The organism is Eubacterium sp. F2 (genome assembly GCF_046244355.1).
GTDB lineage: Bacteria > Bacillota > Clostridia > Peptostreptococcales > Anaerovoracaceae > Aminicella.
Genome location: NZ_CP176393.1, coordinates 25,043 through 45,728, shown reverse-complemented (window position 1 = coordinate 45,728; position 20,686 = coordinate 25,043). Strand labels below are relative to the sequence as shown.

The 20,686-nt window shown below is 50.7% G+C and carries 16 protein-coding genes; 7 read left to right on the top strand and 9 right to left on the bottom strand.

Annotated features, from left to right (window positions below):
• The first annotated feature begins 58 nt into the window (after window positions 1–58).
• From rplS to ACI77B_RS00170, 3 genes are all read left to right on the top strand, one after another.
• Window positions 59–430 carry a 50S ribosomal protein L19 gene (gene rplS / locus ACI77B_RS00180; RefSeq protein WP_409336818.1) on the top strand — a complete coding sequence of 124 codons (372 nt, stop codon included), beginning with the start codon at window positions 59–61 and terminating at the stop codon, window positions 428–430.
• Between the two features lie 162 nt (window positions 431–592).
• Entirely contained in the window at window positions 593–1,531 is a 939-nt protein-coding gene (gene ylqF / locus ACI77B_RS00175) for a ribosome biogenesis GTPase YlqF (protein WP_409336817.1), read from the top strand.
• 89 nt (window positions 1,532–1,620) lie between these two features.
• Window positions 1,621–2,454: a ribonuclease HII gene (locus tag ACI77B_RS00170; protein ID WP_409336816.1), complete on the top strand. Its 834-nt coding sequence runs from the start codon at window positions 1,621–1,623 to the stop codon at window positions 2,452–2,454.
• A 148-nt stretch (window positions 2,455–2,602) separates the two neighbouring features.
• On the opposite strand, the gene ACI77B_RS00165 is transcribed toward ACI77B_RS00170, so the two are convergent.
• The 8 genes from ACI77B_RS00165 to ACI77B_RS00130 all read right to left on the bottom strand — a co-directional run bounded on the left by ACI77B_RS00165 (window position 2,603) and on the right by ACI77B_RS00130 (window position 11,872).
• Window positions 2,603–3,637, bottom strand: a complete 1,035-nt coding sequence (locus ACI77B_RS00165) for a DHHW family protein (protein WP_409336815.1) — start codon at window positions 3,635–3,637, stop codon at window positions 2,603–2,605.
• A 168-nt stretch (window positions 3,638–3,805) separates the two neighbouring features.
• Window positions 3,806–5,209 carry an MBOAT family O-acyltransferase gene (locus ACI77B_RS00160; protein ID WP_409336814.1) on the bottom strand — a complete coding sequence of 468 codons (1,404 nt, stop codon included), beginning with the start codon at window positions 5,207–5,209 and terminating at the stop codon, window positions 3,806–3,808.
• Window positions 5,199–5,684, bottom strand: coding sequence for a DUF4358 domain-containing protein (locus ACI77B_RS00155; RefSeq protein WP_409336813.1), 486 nt, complete (start codon window positions 5,682–5,684; stop codon window positions 5,199–5,201). Before ACI77B_RS00155 ends, ACI77B_RS00160 begins: the two co-directional genes overlap by 11 nt.
• Window positions 5,684–6,568, bottom strand: a complete 885-nt coding sequence (locus ACI77B_RS00150; protein ID WP_409336812.1) for a hypothetical protein — start codon at window positions 6,566–6,568, stop codon at window positions 5,684–5,686. The genes ACI77B_RS00155 and ACI77B_RS00150 overlap by 1 nt, the downstream gene beginning before the upstream one ends.
• A gap of 433 nt (window positions 6,569–7,001) precedes the next feature.
• Entirely contained in the window at window positions 7,002–8,075 is a 1,074-nt protein-coding gene (gene leuB, locus ACI77B_RS00145; protein WP_409337672.1) for a 3-isopropylmalate dehydrogenase, read from the bottom strand.
• Between the two features lie 163 nt (window positions 8,076–8,238).
• Window positions 8,239–8,733: a 3-isopropylmalate dehydratase small subunit gene (gene leuD / locus ACI77B_RS00140; RefSeq protein WP_409336811.1), complete on the bottom strand. Its 495-nt coding sequence runs from the start codon at window positions 8,731–8,733 to the stop codon at window positions 8,239–8,241.
• 28 nt (window positions 8,734–8,761) lie between these two features.
• On the bottom strand, window positions 8,762–10,021 hold the full coding sequence (leuC, locus tag ACI77B_RS00135; protein ID WP_409336810.1) for a 3-isopropylmalate dehydratase large subunit: 1,260 nt from the start codon (window positions 10,019–10,021) through the stop codon (window positions 8,762–8,764).
• Between the two features lie 135 nt (window positions 10,022–10,156).
• Window positions 10,157–11,872: a 2-isopropylmalate synthase gene (locus ACI77B_RS00130; protein WP_409337671.1), complete on the bottom strand. Its 1,716-nt coding sequence runs from the start codon at window positions 11,870–11,872 to the stop codon at window positions 10,157–10,159.
• 1,093 nt (window positions 11,873–12,965) lie between these two features.
• On the opposite strand from ACI77B_RS00130, the gene ilvC reads away from it, so the two are divergent.
• From ilvC to argF, 3 genes are all read left to right on the top strand, one after another.
• Window positions 12,966–13,964 (top strand): ketol-acid reductoisomerase, encoded by a 999-nt coding sequence (ilvC, locus tag ACI77B_RS00125; protein WP_409336809.1) that lies wholly within the window; start codon window positions 12,966–12,968, stop codon window positions 13,962–13,964.
• A gap of 174 nt (window positions 13,965–14,138) precedes the next feature.
• Window positions 14,139–15,809, top strand: a complete 1,671-nt coding sequence (gene ilvD / locus ACI77B_RS00120) for a dihydroxy-acid dehydratase (protein WP_409336808.1) — start codon at window positions 14,139–14,141, stop codon at window positions 15,807–15,809.
• A gap of 270 nt (window positions 15,810–16,079) precedes the next feature.
• On the top strand, window positions 16,080–17,066 hold the full coding sequence (gene argF, locus ACI77B_RS00115) for an ornithine carbamoyltransferase (protein ID WP_409336807.1): 987 nt from the start codon (window positions 16,080–16,082) through the stop codon (window positions 17,064–17,066).
• 122 nt (window positions 17,067–17,188) lie between these two features.
• Here argF and ACI77B_RS00110 read toward each other — a convergent pair whose 3' ends face one another.
• The gene (locus tag ACI77B_RS00110) at window positions 17,189–18,136 is read right to left on the bottom strand and encodes an SDR family NAD(P)-dependent oxidoreductase (RefSeq protein ID WP_409336806.1); all 948 of its coding nucleotides are present in this window, start codon (window positions 18,134–18,136) and stop codon (window positions 17,189–17,191) included.
• A 252-nt stretch (window positions 18,137–18,388) separates the two neighbouring features.
• Here ACI77B_RS00110 and ACI77B_RS00105 point away from each other — a divergent pair, with 252 nt between their 5' ends.
• Complete coding sequence (locus ACI77B_RS00105; protein WP_409336805.1) at window positions 18,389–20,551, top strand: ATP-dependent helicase; 2,163 nt, start codon at window positions 18,389–18,391, stop codon at window positions 20,549–20,551.
• The last annotated feature ends 135 nt before the right edge of the window (window positions 20,552–20,686 follow it).

Here is a 20,686-nt window from a genome sequence, read left to right as displayed (position 1 = left end):
GCGCGGCAGGGCCGCATCGCAATCATCGTAAGAACGTCTATGCTGAAAGGAGAAACAGATGAATATTATTGATTCCATCACGAACGAGTATCTGAAGAAGGATATTCCTGATTTCAGAGTCGGAGACACAGTCCGCGTTTACATCAAGATTAAAGAGGGAAACAGAGAAAGAATTCAGATGTTCGAAGGATACGTTCTGAAGCGTCAGAATGGCGGCATCAGCGAGACTTTCACAGTCAGAAGATTCTCTTCCGGAATCGGCGTAGAGAAGACATTCCCGGTACACAGCCCATGGATCGACCATATCGAGGTTGTCAGAAGAGGACGTGTCAGAAGAGCTAAGCTCAACTACATGCGTGAGAGAACTGGTAAGGCTGCAAGAGTCAAGACCAAGGAAATCAGAAAGAAGAACGCAGAAGCAGACGCATAAGTGCGGATGCTGCGAGGCCGTTGCGGATGATGCAATGGCCTTTTTCTTTTGTTCCGGATGGCGAGAGAAGACAGCCGGACCATTCCGGCAGGGCCGCATAGAAAAACGACGCGCCAGAAGCAGGCAGACTCCTGACCGGTGCGCAGAAACAGGAGGAAGAATATGGAACACATCAACTGGTATCCGGGCCATATGAAGAAAACCCGCGATCTGATCCTGACCAATATGGGCATGGTGGATGCCTCCATCGAGGTCATCGATGCGAGAATCCCTGTGTCCAGCAGAAACCCAGTCATCAACGAACTGGTGAAGGGAAAGCCGCGCATTATTGTCTTGAATAAGAGCGATTTGTCCGATGAGAAGCAGAACCGCCTCTGGAAAGAGAAGCTGTCCGGAGATGGCACATACACGGTGATCATGGACTGCACTTCAGGCAGCGTAAAACCGCTGATGAACGTTATGGCGCAGGTCCAGAAGGATGTCGCGGCGGCAAAAGAAAAACGCAGAGAGGAAGCCCTGGCTGCCGGAAACGGGAAAAATGCCTCCGGCAGCCCGAAAGCAGATGACGGAAAAAAGCACGACGCCGTCGCAAAGGCAAAACGTGAGAAACCGCTGAGGCTGATGATCGTGGGCATCCCGAATGTTGGAAAGTCCTCGCTGATCAACCGTCTGACGAATAAAAAGAGCACGAGAACCGGAAACAAGCCGGGTGTAACCAGAGGAAAACAGTGGCTGACGCTGAAAAACGGCATGCAGCTGCTGGATACGCCGGGCATCCTCTGGCCGAAACTGGATGACCAGCATACAGGCCTGGCCCTGGCCTTCTGCGGCTCCATCAAGGATGAGATTCTGGATATCGCAAGCCTGGGGCTGGAATTTATCAAATACATGCAGAATGAGTATCCAGACCTTCTCTGCCAGCGTTACCGCCTGGAACAGGTGGAAGAGACACCCCTTGCCACAATGGAAGAAATCTGCAGAAAGCGCGGATTCATCATGCCGGGAAAGAAAATCGACTACGACCGCTGCGCCAGAACCGTTCTGGACGAATTCCGCGCAGGAAAGATCGGAAGAATCACCCTGGAAAAAGTGGAAGAATAAAGTCAGAAGAAATCATATCCTTTATACATCCGGGTTCATCGGGCAGAAGCCGTGCATTCCGGATGCTGCAGGAAAAGGCAGGTCATGGAATGACAACAAAAGCAGAAAGAATCGCACAGAAAAAACAGCATTTTTCCGAGATGATGAGTTTTGATGCCCAGTATCGGAAAGATTTCCGTTACATTGCCGGCGTCGATGAAGTCGGCCGCGGGCCTCTTGCGGGGCCGGTGGTCACGGCCGCCGTCGTCCTCCCAGAGGACTTCGATGTATTTGAAATCAATGACTCGAAAAAACTGACGGATAAAAAGCGCCGGGAGCTGGATGTGCTGATCCGTGAAAAAGCTCTGGCCTATGGATTCGGTCAGAGAGACAATCGGAGAATCGACGAAATCAACATTTTAAACGCCACAAAGGAAGCTATGGGAGATGCAGTCCGCAACGCCGCGGAAATGCTCAGAGAACGGCTTTCAGGCGGTGCAGCAGCGGACGGGCAGGCCGGACAGCCGTCAGAAGCCATGCAGGAACAGGCCGCCAGGCAGGAGAGAATGGACCTTCCGGGAAATCCCGATGCCCTTGCCGCCATGGAAGAAGCCGCAGACCGGAGAATGGAAGCAGAAAATGCCGCCGCCTTCTCCCCGATTTCCCTGGTCATGATCGACGCCGTTCACCTGACCGAACTGGAAGAAGCCGGCATCCATCAGATTTCCCCGACAAAAGGAGATTTCAAGAGCGCATCTATCGCCGCCGCAAGCATCATCGCCAAAGTCAGACGAGACGACATGATGATCGCCTGCAGTCAGCAGTATCCGGGCTATGCCTTCGAAAAGAATAAAGGATACGGCACAAAAGCCCACTACGAAGGACTGCGGGAGCACGGTCTGACGCCGATCCACAGAAAGAGTTTCCTGAAGAACTTCCTATAGAGATAGAAAATGCCGCATACGGGCCAAAACAGCCTGTACGCGGCATTTTTCTACATTATTACATGCGAATATCTTCCAGACAAGTTAAATTATCATATCGTGTATGGTTAGTCAGGTCAACCACTTTGCGGACACACTGATACCTAGTTTAATTTCCCAGCATCATCGACAGGGAACTGTCGGTAAAGAAGGTGTTTGCGTTATACAGGAAGAGGACATCGGTGATGTTCTGCGACTGGATGACGTTGTTGATGTTTCCAAAGTAATAACGCGGGTCGACGACGACGATCTCGCGGAAGTCTCTTGCCAGGAAAGGCAGGAAGCTGTTGGCGTAGGAATCCTTGATCAGAAGAAGACGGCGGCTGGACTTTACCGGAGTCTTGACGGTATAAAGCGGATGGTTGTTTCCGCCGAATACCGTGTAGGCGTCTTTCTTCTTCAGGTTCTTCAGTTCGTAGAAGTGTGTCGTCTTGGTCTTGGTATCCGAGTAGTACATGACGGAAGGAATGTAATCCTTTTTATTTTTCGGCATGTACAGGCGGATCTGGTCACAGAGACCGTTGGTGAATCCGCTCTTGGAATACAGGGTTCCGTAGAAGTTGTTCTTCACGACGAAGGACTTGTATTTCGTGTTGTCCTTGATCTTCAGCTTTTTCTTCGATGCTTTATATGCGGCATAAGCGCCCTGGGTCGTCCAGTGATGGTCGGTGCGGTAGTAGATCTGTTTAGAAGGGTCTTTTGCAGCCTTTTGCAGTGCCGGACGGACATCGACCGGATGAATGCCGAAGCCTTTTATCTGGCTGTAGAATTTATCCATGTAGGCGTTCTGATCAGCCGTCTGCACGGTTTTCGGCAGCTTGTCGCTCAGGATGTTTGCCGCGTTCGGAGCAAGCAGGAAATACATGTGCAGATTCTTGTATTTCTGCTTGAATTTCTTCATGCTCCTCAGCGTGTTGTTCATATAGGTTTTATTCGGACTGCTGATGTCTTCCATCAGATAATGGTCTTTTGCGCGGATAACGCCGTTTGACTCCAGCGTTCCCAGCGTCGTGTCATAGGCGGATTTCACTTTGATGAATCCGTTGCGCATCATAAACTGGTCGTTCGCGTAATCCTCCAGCTTGGTCTCCAGCCGTCCCTGCATGAACTTGCTCAGGGAGACACCAGGCCACTCCTGCAGCATACGGTTTTCCTGCGCGGAGAAGGATTTATCCGGCAAAATGAGATTGCCGATGAATACCACCCCAAGGATGAGACAGAACAACGTCGCCGCTATGTTACGATAATTTTTTTTATTCATGTCGTTTACTCACTTCGATTCTGTGTTGCCTTAACATCTGCCTGCAGCTTCCTAGAAGCGGAAGTACAGGAACGGGTTGTAAGAGCTGTAAATGAGGCATGCGGTGCTCAGGATCAGGATGCTGAAAATGCAGATCAGTCCCAGTACCGGGAAGCGTGCTTCCAGCTTTCTGAATTTCTCCATCGGCTTCGGGCTGCTCATCAGAGATCCACCAATCAGAAGCAGGATATTCGTTCTGAGTAGATACAGCGTATGTGTATTGATGAATGCCGGGGCGCCGATGCCGAACATCATGCCGATGGTGTCCCAGGCTTTTCCCAGCGTTGCACTGCTGAAGAAGACCCATCCGATGATGACGATGACCATGGCATAAACATGCTGCACCCATGCCGGAGCCTTGGCGATGTACTTTCCGATCAGGTATTTCTCAATGACCAGAAGAACGCCGTAATACAGGCCCCAGAAGACGAAGTTCCAGGCTGCGCCGTGCCAGAGTCCGGTCAGACCCCAGACGATCATCAGGTTCAGAATGTGGCGCGGAACGGTTACCCGGTTTCCTCCCAGAGGAATGTACACATACTCACGGAACCATCCGCTTAAGGACATGTGCCATCTGCGCCAGAAATCCGTTACACTCTTTGAGATGTACGGATAATTGAAGTTCTCCAGGAAGTCAAATCCGAACATCTTTCCAAGGCCGATGGCCATATCAGAATATCCGCTGAAGTCGAAGTAGATCTGCAGGGTGTAGGCAATGGCACCGATCCAGGCGGTGATGACTGCCGACTTGCTGTCCGGAAGGGAGGTGATCGCTGTATTCAGTGAGCCAAAGTAATTGGCCAGCATAACCTTCTTACCCAGGCCGAACATAAAGCGGATTGCTCCCTGGCCGAATTTTTCTTTTGTCGTCTCACGATACTGAAGCTGCTCGGCCACGTCTCTGTACTTTACGATCGGTCCTGCGATCAGCTGTGGGAACAGAGAGAGATAAAGGCCGAATTTCAGCGGGTTCGGCTGCGGACGGACGGTGCGCTTGTACACATCCAGGATGTAGGACATGGCCTGGAAAGTGTAGAAGGAAATTCCGATCGGCAGCGACAGGGCGGTGTATTTAATGTGCAGGCCGAATACGCCGTTGATCGTGTCCATGACGAATCCGTAATACTTGAAGAATCCGAGGATGAAGAGGTTGACGATCAGGGTGAAGACCAGATTGCACTTTCCGGATCCGCCGCGGTGCTGTTCGTTGTAAATCTGTATGGCCATGAAGTAGTTGAAGAAGATACTGTAGACCATCAGGAAGAGGTAGACCGGCTCGCCCCAGCTGTAGAAGAACAGACTGGCGATGAGCAGGACCATGTTGCGCGCCCGCAGACAGCGTTTCGGGATCGCGAAGTACACGCCCAGAACGATCGGCAGGAAATAAAAGAGGAAGATGATACTGCTAAATAACATTTTTGAACACCTCCTCATATTTATCCGGGTTCTTGGCTGTGCAGTAGAAGAGATACTGGCCTTTCTTCAGGACGATGGCGTTTTTCAGCATGGCGACCTGCTTGGGACCGTAGCTCTCAAAGGTATGGGTCTGGCTGTCGATGCGCGTCTCTGCGGCATCTTCTGCTCCGCTCAGTGAAGTTCCCTTATGGGCCTTCAGAACGAGGACTTCGGAGACACCGAGCGCATTCTTACTCTTGTAGTACATAAATCCCTCATACTGGGAAGAATCGATTCCCATGAACTCCATGAGTTCGCGGGAATTGCATTTTTTCATTGTCGTGACACTGGTCTGTTTCTGGAAGGCCTTGTCGATGGTGCTCATCGGAACGTCCTTAGCATTGTTCTGCGCATACACAGTGATCAGAAAGGCGATCAGGACAGCGACGAGCACGATTTTTATGATTATGCTGCTGTGTTTATAGATTGTATTCATTAAAGCCCCGCTTTCTGCGCCATTTCATCGAGCCAGTACGGATAGTAGGCCGGCTGTGCGTGAATGCCGTCGCCTGCGTAGAGATTGCCGTGCTGCTCCAGGATTCCGGTGATGTTGATGTAGACCGGACGGATGGAGGACAGCGAGCTGCTCATGCACATTTTTTCAATTGCTGTGTTGAACTTGTTGTAGTTCTTCAGGACCTTGCGCTTTTTCAGCGTCTTGTCGCTCGGCTTGGTGATGCTGCAGATGTAGATCTTCGTCTTTGGGGAGATCTTGTGGAATTTCTTCAGCAGCTGTGTGTAGCGTGCGATAAACGGCTTCGTGTTTCCGTTGTAGTTGCCCATATCGTTCATGCCGAAGGCAAAGAATGCGGTCTTCGGATAGGTACGGGCAGCGGAAGTGAACAGGCTGTCGCCGTGCATGACGGAGGCGCCGATCTTGCAGAATACCTGATCATCAGACAGGAAACCGTAGGCGGTCAGACCTTCTGTCAGGGAGTCGCCGATCACGACACTTCCGTTGAACTTCTTCATATACTGGACTCTGGAGTTTCCGGAAGACGAAGAAGATACAGCACCGCCCTTTGTCGGGTTCGATTCATCCAGTGCATTGACCTGGCTCTGTACTCTGGCAATGCTGGAATAATTATAGGATTCAATGGTCTTGACATTTTTCTGTACGGCAGCATCGTCCGGTGAAGCGTGCCGGTTGAACTTCAGAAGATTAAAAATGAAAATCAGGACCAGAATCATGATGATCACACATACGATTCCGCCCGGAGTTTTTATAAATCTCCGCAGATTCATCAGCAGATCTTCGCGGTCGAGCTCTGAAATTCTCGCAGCTGCCGGTCTGCGCCGGTTATGATAATGACTTCTCACTTTATATCTCTTTCGCTTTCTATTCTTATTAAGGGTGATTTCTAACGGTATTGTCAACAATTGGAAGTGCCAACGTTGTATATCATATAGAAAATACCGGTTTATTGCAAGGGCTGAAAACCTTAAATCTTGCGTAAGGGTCATAAAGAATCATTAAGAAATCTGTGTCTGTTCTAAATACAAAATTGTTGCATATGTTTCAAAAATTCGGAGCCCTGAACCCTTCACCATGCTGCTCACGGTGGAGGAGAGTGACGCTCTGCCTCCGCCCGATGGGGTAAGAAGAACCCAAACCTTCCACGACGCTGCAGCGGCGGGCGGGTGCCCGGAAAGCTTGCTGTCGTCTGCCGTGAAGACAATAAAAACATGCGAAACAGGAAATAAATTTCCCGCTTCGCATGTTGAAAGGATTAGAATATGTTTTGCAATAGAATTACTGGATCCGCTCACAGATCAGTCTGCCTGTCTCTTCTGTGGAGCAGGCATCCGCGCCGCCCGCCAGATCGGCTGTGCGGTATCCGTCCTTCAGGAACTGCTTTACTGCGTTTTCAATTGCGTCTGCAGCTTCCTTCTGGTCCAGGGTGAAGCGGAGGAGCATGGCAGCAGACAGAATCGCCGCCATCGGATTGGCCTTGCCCGTTCCCGCAATGTCCGGCGCAGAACCGTGTACCGGCTCATACATGCCGAAATTGCCTTCGCCAAGGCTCGCGGACGGCAGCATGCCGATGGATCCCGTGATCTGACTTGCCTCATCGGACAGAATGTCTCCGAACAGGTTGCTCGTCAGGATAACGTCAAACTGGGACGGGTCTCTGACCAGCTGCATGCTGGCGTTGTCAACATAGAAATTGTTCAGTTCTACGTCCGGGTAATCCTTGCTCATCTCGGCAACCGTCTTCCTCCAGAGTCGGGAAGTGTCCAGAACATTGGCCTTGTCTACGCTGGAAACCTTTCCGCGGCGCTTCTGCGCCATGGAGAAGGCGATTTTTGCGATGCGCTGGATTTCGCCGACACTGTACTGCTCAATGTCGTAAGCCGCGTAGCCCATGTCCGTTTCCTTATGACCGCGCTCACCGAAGTAAATGCCTCCGGTCAGCTCACGGACAATCAGAAGATCCAGACCCTGGCTGAGGATTTCCGGCTTCAGCGGAGATGCATCCGCAAGCTCCGGAAATACCATGGCCGGACGCAGGTTTGCATACAGGCCCAGAGATTTTCTCAGACCCAGCAGAGCCTTCTCCGGACGCTGCTCACCCGGCAGAGCATCCCACTTCGGACCGCCGACCGCACCCAGCAGTACAGCATCACTGGACTTGCAGACATCGATCGTATGCTGCGGCAGACACTCACCGAACTCATCGATGGCCGCGCCGCCGGCCTTTACCGTGTTAAAGGTAAACTCCATTCCGTACTTTTCTCCGGCCTTCTTCATCGCCGCAACAGCCTGGCTCGTAACCTCAGGGCCGATGCCGTCACCCGGAACTACTGCGATTGTATAATGCATGATATACCCCTTTTCTGTTTCTATGGACAAAGGCTGAACGCGCAAGGGTCCAGCCTGTTTTCTGCTATCCTGTACGTTATCTCGTCGTCAGACGCCGCCGTCTGGCAGGGGAAAGGGAAATCCGAATTCCTTTTACGGAAGAACTTTCCATTTCTCCAACTGACTCTTATTTCTGCTCTTCTTTTAAAGAAGCCAGAAGTCCTCCCGCATCAATGATGTGGCGGATGAACTCCGGGAACGGATGTGCCTGGAACTCTTCTCCTGTTGTGATGTCTTTAATCGTTCCGTTCTGGAAATCAACGGACACCTCGTCACCGTTCTGGATGGCCTTGCTTGCTTCCGGGGATTCCAGAATCGGCAGTCCGATGTTGATGGAATTCCGGTAAAAAATTCTCGCGAAGGTCGCCGCGATTACGCAGCTTATGCCGCTTGCCTTGATGGCGATCGGAGCGTGCTCTCTGGATGATCCGCATCCAAAGTTCTCGCCGCCGACAATGATGTCGCCTTTTTTCACATTGCTGCTGAAATCCGGATCAATGTCCACCATACAGTGGGAAGCCAGTTCGTCAGGATCCGATGAATTCAGGTATCTTGCCGGAATGATAACATCCGTGTCGATGTTGTTTCCGTACTTATGCACTCTTCCTCTTGCGTCTTCCATTTTGTCGTCTTCCTTTCTGCGTCCGGAGCTAGATTTCCTCCGGGTTGGTGATTTCACCGGTAATAGCGGATGCTGCGGCAACCTGCGGGCTGGCCAGGTAAACTTCTGAAGTTACTGCGCCCATGCGGCCGATGAAGTTGCGGTTGGTGGTGGAAATGCATTTCTCACCGTCCGCGAGGATGCCCATGTAGCCGCCGAGACATGGTCCGCAGGTCGGCGTGGATACCACGCAGCCGGCATCGATAAAGATGTCGATGAGGCCCTCGTGCATGCACTGCTTATAGATGCTCTGGGTCGCCGGAATGACGATGACACGGATGCCGTCGGCCTTGCGGCGGCCCTTCAGGATTTCTGCTGCGGCGCGCATGTCGGAAATGCGTCCGTTGGTGCAGGAACCGATAACAACCTGATCGATTTTTACGCCCTTTGCCTCGTCAATCGTCTTCGTATTTTCCGGAAGGTGAGGGAAAGCAACGGTCGGACGGAGTGTGGAGAGGTCGATGGTGTAGGTCTTCTCGTATTTTGCGTCTGGATCGGCAGCGTATTCCTTATACGGACGGTCAACGCGGCCTTTCATGTATTCTCTGGTGATGTCGTCAACCGGGAAGATGCCGTTCTTGGCGCCGGCTTCGATGGCCATATTGCAGATGGTCAGACGGTCGTCCATGGAAAGGGACTTTACGCCTTCTCCTGTGAACTCCATGGATTTATACAGGGCGCCGTCAACACCGATTTCTCCGATGATGTGGAGAATGACGTCCTTTCCGGATACGAACGGAGGAAGCTGGCCTTTCAGTTCAAACTTCAGTGCGGAAGGAACCTTGAACCAGGCCATTCCGCTGGCCATGCCCGCGCACAGATCGGTGGATCCGACTCCGGTTGAGAAAGCGCCGAGTGCTCCGTAGGTGCAGGTGTGAGAGTCTGCGCCGATGATGGCTTCTCCGCTTGCGACCAGTCCTTTTTCCGGGAGCAGGGCGTGCTCGATACCCATGTCTCCGGCATCGTAGAAGTTATCGATGTCGAAGCGTTTTGCGAACATGCGGCAGGTCTTGCACTGCTCCGCACTCTTGATGTCCTTATTCGGGGCAAAATGATCCATGACAAGGGAAACCCTTGATTTATCGAATACCTTGTCGAATCCGGCCTTGTCAAACTCCTTGATGGATACCGGGCCGGTGATATCATTTGCCAGAACCATGTCAACCTTTGCGTTGATGAGCTGTCCGGCTTTTACTTCAGAGAGTCCTGCGTGATCCGCGAGGATTTTCTGTGTCATTGTCATTCCCATGTTGCTTCTCCGTTTCTAGAGCCTGCGCTCTTGCTGGGTGTTTTTTGTCGAATTCCTACCTACTATATATAGGAAGATATCGATCATGCAATCTGGATGGGCCGCAGGGAAAAATCCCCGCGGCGTCCAGTGAATTTACTTGATGAATGGATGTGCGTGATTCATTCTGTTCAGTGCGCTGACGAGAGCGTTGACGGAGGCCAGAATGATATCGTCGTGTGTGCCGACTCCCCAGAACTCGTCGTTGTTCTTATCTGCAATGCAGACGTAAGCGGCAGCCTGTGAATTGGAGTCCGGGCTCAGCGCGTGCTCGGAGTAGGTCACGAACTTATAGTCGTTGAAGTTGTACGGTGTCTTCTTCAGCGCGTTGCTGACGGCGTCCAGACGGCCGTTTCCGTATGCGGAGCAGTCGAACTGATCTCCGTCGATGTCCACGTGCATATTGACCTTGACGGAATCGCTGCCCTGCTTGTGGGTGTTCTCGTCGTGGGTGAAAACTGCAGTCTGGATGTCCAGCGGCTTGAAGTCGTTGATGTACTCGTCCTTGAAGATCTTGAAGGTCTTCTCTGCGGAAAGTTCCTCGTGTGTGTGGTCGGAAATTCCCTTCATCATATAGCCGACCTCAGCACGCATCGGCTTCGGAATCTGGAAGCCGTGGTCACGTTCGATGACGTAAGCGACTCCGCCCTTGCCGGACTGGCTGTTGATGCGGATGACGTCGCCGTCGTATTCTCTGCCGACGTCATGCGGATCGATCGGCAGATACGGAACGGTCCAGCGGTTCGGGTCGTGTTCCTGTCTGTAGCGCATGCCCTTGGCGATAGCGTCCTGATGGGATCCGGAGAAGGCCGCAAATACAAGGTCGCCGCAGTACGGGTGGCGCGGCTCTACGGTCATGCCGGTCCAGTTCTCATACTTTTCAACAGCGCCAGGCATGTCGGAGAAGTCGAGCTGCGGGTCAACACCGTGGGTGTACATATTCATAGCTACCGTGATGATGTCGACGTTTCCTGTACGCTCGCCGTTTCCGAAAAGGGTTCCTTCTACACGGTCAGCACCTGCGAGTACGCCCAGCTCGGTGTCGGCAACGCCGGTTCCTCTGTCGTTATGCGGGTGAATGGACAGAACCGTATTCTCTCTGTGGTGGAGATTGTGGTTCATGTAGCTGACCTGGCTGGCAAATACGTGCGGCATGGACATTTCTACCGTTGCCGGGAGGTTGATGATGGCCTTATGCTCAGCATCCGGCTCCCAGATGTCCAGAACGGCATTGCATACTTCCAGTGCGTATTCCGGTTCTGTTCCGGTGAAACTCTCTGGAGAATATTCAAAGCGGATGTTCGTATCCTTATATTTCTTATCAGCGGCGATTTCCTTCAGGAGCTTGGCGCCGTCCGTTGCGATTTTCTTTACCCCTTCCTTGGATTTACGGAAAACCTGCTCTCTCTGAGCAACAGAAGTGGAGTTGTAAAGATGAACGATTGCGTTCTTACATCCGATCAGAGAATCGAAAGTCTTTTCAATAATATGGCGGCGGGACTGGGTCAGAACCTGAATGGTCACGTCGTCCGGAATCATGTCCTTTTCAATCAGCGTGCGGACCAGTTCATACTCAGTATCCGAAGCTGCAGGGAATCCTACCTCAATCTCCTTGAATCCGATATCGCAGAGATACTTGAAGAACTCCAGCTTCTGCTGCAGATTCATCGGAACGATCAGTGCCTGGTTTCCGTCGCGCAGGTCAACGCTGCACCATACCGGAGCCTTTTCAATATGATCTTTTGTCACCCAGTCATTATACTCGGCACTGACGGGATAGTATCCTGGTCTGTACTTTCTGCAATTGTTCATCATCACGTATTCTCCTCTCCTGTGAATGTTGAAGTAAAACAGTTCATCCACGGACGCTTTAAAAGCTTCCTTCAAATTGAGTTTTCCGGCGCCGCTTTAGCTGAAGATGAAGTATAAAAAAACGCCTCTTTGCAATTCTCCAATTACAAAGAGACGAAAACATTCATTCGCTTCCGCGGTACCACTCTTTTTGACGCTGCGTGTTCAGCCCGGATCATTTCATCCAATCCATGAGATTCAGTCTGTTTGAGTTCCTGCGCCCGGCTCGTGATAGAATCTGCTGATCTGCAGGATATCCGTAAACCGTGAAGAAAACTCCTCAGCGTCCGCTTCATTCTGCCGCTCGGGGGTGAGACATCAGAAGTCCTTGGCTGCAGCCTTCTCAGCAATTGGCTGCTCTCTGTACTGCCGGTGATCATCGATTTATTCCCGTCATCGCTGGCTAAGTGTAAAATATTCTCTTATTCCTGCGCCCCTGTCAGCCAAACTTAATTCGTTTCGTTGATTAAAGCGTAAAGGTATAGTAACTTGAAAATTGGGTTTTGTCAACAGAAAAATTGCATTTTGTTGTGTAAAGTTACGATAAAGTCAGCCCCAGGGTCGGGATTTCGGTGTGAGAGGACCGGTTTCCTGACTGCAGAAAAATAAAAGTCGGGAAACCGCATGGATTGTTTCCGTTCCCGGCCTGAAAGGGATGGCGGCGGTCGGGAACTCAGGGGAACCGTCCGCCTCTATATGTCTCTATATTATGTAGCTTTTCCTGTTTCCGATATACAGATCCGTATTTCCGCCTCTCTCCAGCAGTGATAAGACCCAATTATAAATAAAATTGTGTTATGTATAATTTTGTGTTATAAATCAAATTTAATAAAAAATATTTGTGAAAAAACCAAAAAATAATGTTGACACACAGGAAATTGGTGTTATACTTTAAATCACATCAGCGATGTGAGTGCAGACAAGCAAGAGCATCGGTGAGTGTGGAGCGCCGCAGAGAGATTTCTCTGAACTGCGAAGGCAGCTTGGATTGACTGTACAGCAGTACTCCGGAATTGGTTTTACTTTAACTTTATTGGTATTAAGGAGAAGAAAAATGGCAATCAAGAAGTATTACGATCAGGATTGTAACTTTAGCGTATTGGATGGAAAGACAATCGCCATCATCGGATTTGGTTCCCAGGGACATGCTCATGCAGAGAACCTGACAGAGAGCGGTGCTCACGTTGTCGTAGGTCTGAGACCTGGCTCCAAGCATGAGAAGAAAGCTAAAGATTTCGGTCTTGAAGTTATGAGTATCGAGGATGCAGCTGAGGCTGGAGACATCGTCATGATCCTGACTCCGGACGAACTGCAGGATACACTGTATAAAGAGCAGATTGAGAAGCATCTGCACGCTGGAAATGCTCTGGCATTTGCACACGGCTTCAACATTCACTATCAGATGATCGTTCCGCCTAAGGATGTCGATGTCATCATGATTGCTCCTAAGGGACCTGGCCACATCGTTCGTGAGCAGTATACACAGGGTTCCGGAGTTCCATGCCTGATTGCAGTTCAGCAGGATGCAACAGGAAAGGCTAAGGAGATCGCACTGGCTTATGCATCTGGAATCGGCGCTGGCAGATCCGGAATCATCGAGACAACATTCAAGGAAGAGACAGAAACTGACCTGTTTGGTGAGCAGGCTGTTCTTTGCGGCGGTGTCTGCGAGCTGATGAAGGCTGGCTGGGAGACTCTGGTTGAGGCTGGATATGCTCCGGAAATGGCATACTTCGAGTGCATCCATGAGATGAAGATGCTGACAGATCTGATCTATGCTAAGGGATTTGGCATGATGAGATACTCCATTTCCAACACTGCTGAGTATGGTGACTACATCAGCGGCCCTAAGGTCATCACGAAGGAGTCCCGTGAGGGAATGAAATCCATCCTGAAGGATATCCAGGACGGAACATTTGCATCCGACTTCAAGAAGGAATTCAATGCAGGCAGCAAGGCACACTTCCTCGCAATGAGAAGAATGCAGGCAGATCATCCTCTGAACAAGGTTGGAGCAGACCTCCGCAGCATGATGAGCTGGCTGAACGACTAATTCAGAATAAGGAAGAATTTTTCAGGTCGGTGGCGGTTTCGCCCCCGGCCTGTTTGCGTATATAGAAGAAGGAAAGTAATTTTAGATTATCCGGGAGGAACAGACAAGGCAGACTCCCTGCCAGGCTGATTTTTGCCGGACAAAAAAGAAACGCAAGAAAGGAAATAAAACGATATGGCACGCAGAAGTGACAATGTAACAAAGGGCGTTGAAAGAGCCCCGGGAAGAAGTCTGTTCTACGCAATGGGATATACAAAGGAAGAACTGGAGCGTCCGCTGATCGGCGTCGTTTCCGCGTACAGCGACATTGTTCCGGGACACGCTCATCTGGATAAGATTACGGAGGCGGTCAAGGCCGGCGTTCGCATGGCCGGAGGCACTCCGATCATGGTTCCTTCCATCGGCGTATGTGATGGAATTGCCATGGGACACAGCGGCATGAAATATTCCCTGCCGAGCAGAGAGCTGATTGCGGACAGTGTTGAGACCATGGCCAATGCGCATCAGTTTGATGGACTGGTTCTGGTTCCGAACTGCGATAAGATCGTTCCGGGCATGCTGATGGGTGCTCTGAGAATTGATGTGCCTACAGTTGTATGCTCCGGCGGTCCGATGATGGCCGGCATGGTTCACGGCGAAGAGACCTCTCTGTCCAAGATGTTCGAGGCAGTCGGCGCGAGAAAAGCCGGAATCATCGACGATGCGGGTCTTCTGGATTTTGAGCAGAATGTCTGCCCGGGCTGCGGATCCTGCTCCGGCATGTACACGGCAAACAGCATGAACTGTCTCTGTGAGACGATCGGAATTGCGCTTCCTGGAAATGGAACGATTCCGGCTGTCACAGGAAAGAGAATCATGCTTGCCAAGCATTCCGGAATGGCCATCATGGACATGGTAGAAAAGAATATTACTGCGCGCCAGATCGTCAATGAAAAGTCCATCAGAAACGCGGTTTCCGCGGATATGGCTCTGGGCTGCTCCACCAATACGGTCCTGCATCTGCTTGCCATCGCAAGGGAAGCGGGAGTAGAACTGAGCCTGAAGACTTTCGATGAGATCAGCCAGAAGGTTCCGAACCTCTGCCATCTCGCTCCTGCAGGCCCGACGCACATGCACGATCTGGACCAGGCAGGCGGCATCCAGGCTGTTCTTGCGGAACTGAACAGAGGCGGTCTGATTGACACTTCCTGTATGACGGTTACCGGAAAGACAGTCGGTGAGAACATCGAAGGAAAGAAGCGTCTGACAGATGAGATCAGACCTCTGGAGAAGCCGTTCATGAAGGTCGGCGGACTTGCCGTTCTCTGGGGAAATATCGCTCCGGACGGCTGCGTGGTAAAGAAGAGTGCAGTTGATCCTTCCATGATGCATCACACCGGTCCGGCAAGAGTTTTTGATTCTGAGGACGATGCAATTGCGGAAATTTATGCAGGTCACATCTCTGACGGAGACGTTGTCGTTATTCGTTATGAGGGCCCTAAGGGCGGCCCTGGAATGCGCGAGATGCTGAACCCGACCAGTGCTCTGGCCGGCATGGGTCTGGATAAGACCGTTGCGCTGATCACAGACGGAAGATTCTCTGGTGCCAGCAGAGGCGCGTCCATCGGACACGTCTGCCCGGAGGCTGCAATGGGCGGAAACATCGGCCTGATTGAAGAGGGGGACACCATCGACATCGATATCGAAAATGGTACACTGAATGTCGAGGTTTCCGAGGAAGAGTTCGAAAAGAGAAAGCAGAGAGCGGTTGTACGCGAGCCGAACGTAAAGACGGGATGGCTGCGCCGCTATGCCAATCAGGTTGCCCCGGCAAGCAAGGGCGCGATCATGGACGACGAGGCCTAGAATATTAAAAGAATCGTTTAATTAAGATGTGTAATAATGGAGCTGCTGCTCTGGACTTAAAGAGAGGTCCGGAGCGGCAGCTCTTTTTGGTCTGGATGGCCGCCCGCAGGCTGAATGCAAAATAGAGATAAATATTTATATTTCTCTCTTGCAAAAGTATGAGAAAAAAGTTATAATTATTCCATCATATGAAAATCAATTCAAAAAAATGTATAAGAATAAATTTAAGAAAAGCGGGATGATCAGACATTCTGCGGGAGGGAAATCATTATGGCTCTGAATTTAAAAGGTAGAAGCTTCTTGACGCTGATGGATTTTACACCGGAGGAAATCCGCTATCTGCTGGATCTGGCACACGATCTGAAGGCGAAGAAGAGAGCGGGCATTCAGGGTCATATGCTGGAAGGGAAAAACATCTGCCTGATTTTTGAGAAGACATCCACCAGGACCAGAAGTTCTTTTGAGGTTGCGGTCGCGGATGAAGGCGGAAATGCAGTTTATCTGGATAATTCCCAGGTCGGAAAAAAAGAGAGCATCGAGGACAGTGCAAGGGTCCTGGGCAGAATCTATGACGGCATTGAATTCCGCGGCTACCGGCAGAAGATCGTCGATGAACTTGCGGAGTATTCTGGTGTTCCGGTCTGGAACGGTCTGACCGACGATGATCATCCGACCCAGATTCTTGCAGACATGATGACCATTGAAGAGCACCTCAGCAAGCCGCTGAAGGATGTGCATGTCGTATTTGTCGGCGACATCAGAAATAACATGAGTTATGCCTGGATGTACGGATGCAGCAAGATGGGCATGCATTTCACCGCTTATGGTCCTGAAGAGCTTAAGGAGCAGATGAATCCTGAATTCATAAAGAAGGCAGAAGATGTGGCAGCGGAAACGGGCGCGGTCATCGAAGTTTCTTCCGATCCGGCCTGCCTGAAGGGCGCAGACGTCATCTACACGGACATCTGGGCATCCATGGGTGAAGAGGATGAAATCCCGGAGAGAGTCAAACTGCTGTCGCCGTATAAGGTCACGGAAGAAATGATGAAATCCACAGAGAACCCGGAGGCTCTGTTCATGCACTGCCTGCCGTCCTTCCATGATTTCAAGACCAGAATGGCAAAAGAGCAGATGGAAAAAGGCTACGATATCCGTGAAGTCACGGATGAAGTATTCCGCAGCAAAAATTCCGTCGTGTTTGACGAGGCTGAAAACCGCATGCACAGCATCAAGGCCATCCTCTGCGCGACACTGTAACATATAGAAATACAAAATTACAGAAAAAATGAGCCGTTTCCGGAGATTCTCAGACCTCTTCCGGAAGCGGCTTTTTAACTCTTGCGCGATGATATTTTGTCCCGAAAGGAGACTGCCGCAGCTTATTTCAGGCTGAACAGGCCGCAGATTCTGGCGAGCAGGGAATCTGCAATGAGCCCGCGGAAGAAGCGGTCCAGCGTCGTCACAAGGCCCGGGGTGGAGACTGCATGCCGCCTCCGGACATCAGAAAGCGACCAGGTAACGACGCTTTTTGCGGTTTTGGAGAGGAAGGGCTTCTTCCGTTCACCGGTTGCGACAGAGATGAATTCGGTGTCCCTGACCCAGTAGGGGCAGACGGCGGTTACAGAAATTCCCGTCCGGATCAGCTCGATCCGCAGAGCCCGGCTGTAGGAATACAGAAATGCCTTGGAGGCGGCGTAGGCGTTGATGCCCGGAATCGGCTGAAATCCGGCGACAGAGCACAGTTCCGCGATTCTGGAGCCGGCCTTCATATAGGGAAGGCAGAGCTGGGTGATCCTGACCGCAGCTTCATCATTCAGGCGGACCATAGCCGCCTCACTCTTTGCGCCAGCATCTGTGGAATTGCCGGATTTTCCGAATCCCGCGCAGTTCACCAGCATAGTAATGGTGAAGTCTGATGACGTTTTCAGCTCTTCGCAGGTCTCTTTCAGTTTCTCCAGCGCCTGATCATCCGTCATGTCCATGGACAAAATCCTGCAGGGCAGACGCAGCTCTTCTGCAAGCTTTTCCAGCCGGTCTGCCCTTCTTGCAAGGAGCCACAGTTCGTTGACATTATACTTTCCTGGATTGGCGTCGATCCGTCTTGCGTATTCTGCTCCCAGTCCGCTGGAGGCTCCGGTGATCAGCGCCGCCCGGTGAACCGTCTCCCGCTCTTTTGTCTGCGAGACCTTTCTTACAGCACGGGTGCGGGCCAGGCGCAGCCGGCCCTTTTCCGTCCAGTAACAGATAACAGAAATCAGTCCGGTCACGAGAAATATCGTGCCGAGAATGAAAGCAATTGTTCTCCAGAGATATATGAATGGGGTCATGGAAATTCCTTCTTTCAATTGAATTTAGGACACATTTTAAATCGTTTAATTGCGATGCGTATCCGTAGACATCGCGATGAAGCTTCCTTATAGGAATACTACCACAAAAGCCTGGATATGCCGCAGATGCAGGGGCAATAAATTTGTGAATATTTCCTTGCAGATTATTTTTTTAAATTTAAATTTTGTCTAGAACAAATGTTCGCGATGTGTTACAATGGTCTGACAAGGAAAAGCAGGGGGACGGAAACGGTGAATGAATTAGAGAATTTAAATGAAAAACAGAGGGAAGCCGTCACGACGACGGAAGGCGTGGTCCGGGTCATTGCGGGCGCCGGATCGGGAAAGACGAAGGCACTGACCAGCCGCTTCGCTTTTCTGGTGAACGAAGCCGGAATTCTGCCGGGAAATATCCTGTGCGTGACCTTTACAAATAAGGCGGCAAATGAGATGCGCCAGAGGATTCACGCGCTGACGGGGGATAATGATACGGGATACATCAATACCTTCCACGGCTTCTGTGTCAGCGTTCTGCAGGAGGACAGCCATGCCGTGCAGTATCCGAAGAGCTTTCTGGTTCTGGATAATTCCGACATTGACGCCATGCTCGGGGTGATTTACGAGGAGAGAGGACTGACCCTGAGGGACATGACCTTTTCTCATGCCCGGGACCGGATTGAGATGCTGAAGCTGAAGGAACGGCCGGATTATTACATTGATATGATCGAGATGTCTGTGGACATCCTCCATCAGAAGTATATGGAAGCAGTCGACCCAATGGATATCATTTTCTATGGATATCTGTATCAGGAAAAGAAATGTTTCGGCTTGGATTATAACGATCTGATCACCTTCACCCTGTATATTTTCAAGCAGAATGAGCAGATCAGGAAGAAGTGGCAGAAGCGTCTGGAATACATCATGATCGATGAGTTTCAGGATATCGATGATCTGCAGTATAAACTGATGATGGTTCTGCAGGACTATCATAAGAATCTGTTTGTGGTCGGGGATCCGGATCAGACGATTTATTCCTGGCGAGGTGCCAATGGAAGGTATCTTCTGAACTTCCAGGAGGATTTTCCGCAAGCAGAGACGATCATGATGATGCAGAATTACCGGTCGACGCCGCAGATTCTGAAGGCAGTGAATTCCCTGATCGGCAAAAATCAGGTCCGGATTAAGAAAGACCTGATTCCCATGCTTGCGGACGGAGAGCCTGTTGTCTGCAGCCTTTCCGATAACGCAGAAAAAGAAGCGGAATGGATCGCAGATCAGATTACAGAACTTCATAAGAAGGGTGAAGCCTATCATGATATGACGATTCTGTACCGGGCGCACTATGTCACGCGCGCCGTGGAAGAAGTTCTGATGAAGAGGAAGATTCCGTATACCATCTACAGCGGGGTTCAGTTTTTCGGCAGGATGGAAATCAAGGATGCCCTGTCTTATCTTCGGATGATCGTGTATAAGGATGATCTGTCCTTTCTCAGAACCGCCAATACACCGAAGAGAAATCTGGGAAAGCGCCGGATGGCCTTTCTGAAGGAGTATGCGGAGACGCACGGATGCAGTCTGTATCAGGCCCTCACTGCTTCGCTGGATGAGCCGGTGATGAAGGGAACCCGTGCGCAGGAGTATGTGAAGCTGATTGAACAGTATCATGAAAGCTATGAGGGAAGACCGATTTCTGACCTGCTGTCTTCCCTTCTGGATGACAGCGGATATGAGGAAATGCTGCGTACAGAAGGAAGCCAGGAGAGACTGGATAATCTGGCGGAATTGAAACAGTCCATTTATGATTATGAGATTTCCTGCGGGGAGGAGACGGATCTTCCCCAGTACCTGTCTCATGTTGCGCTGTTTTCCAATGCAGACGCGCAGCTGCAGCAGGATAAGGTGAAACTGATGACGGTGCATGCCGCCAAGGGACTGGAATTTCCGAATGTCTTCCTCTGCGGTCTTTGTGAGGGAATCTTCCCGTCACGGAAAGTGACTACGCGCCCGGGCATGGAAGAAGAACGGCGTCTGGCCTTTGTGGCCATGACAAGAGCGGAGAAGCGTCTCTTTCTCAGTGCGTCATCCGGAAGGAATGTGGATGGTTCACCTCGCTATCCGTCCCGTTTTATTCTGGATATCGACTCTGAATATCTGGAGTTTACAGAGAAACCGCAGGACAGCCTGATCCGCGATGCAAAAACTTATATACAGAGAAAAGAACGCTGGATGGAAAACGAACAGCATACCATGAAAACAGGAACCCGGGTCCGCCATTCGATTTTTCATGACGGAACAGTCATCGGAATTGATGAAGAGAAACATGCCTACGTCATTCAGTTCGATAAAATCAGTACGCCGCGATCCATCAGTTTTCGCGCACATCTGGTAAAGATAAAGCCGGAGAACGGAGAATAACAGGAAAAAGGAAAAAAGAAAATAAGAAATAAGGAATAAAGGTGAGGGTATGAGCAGCTTTTTTCATTATGTAAACCGGACAGGATATGATCATATCTATAATTCGTTTTCGCCTGCACATATTATCATTGTAAT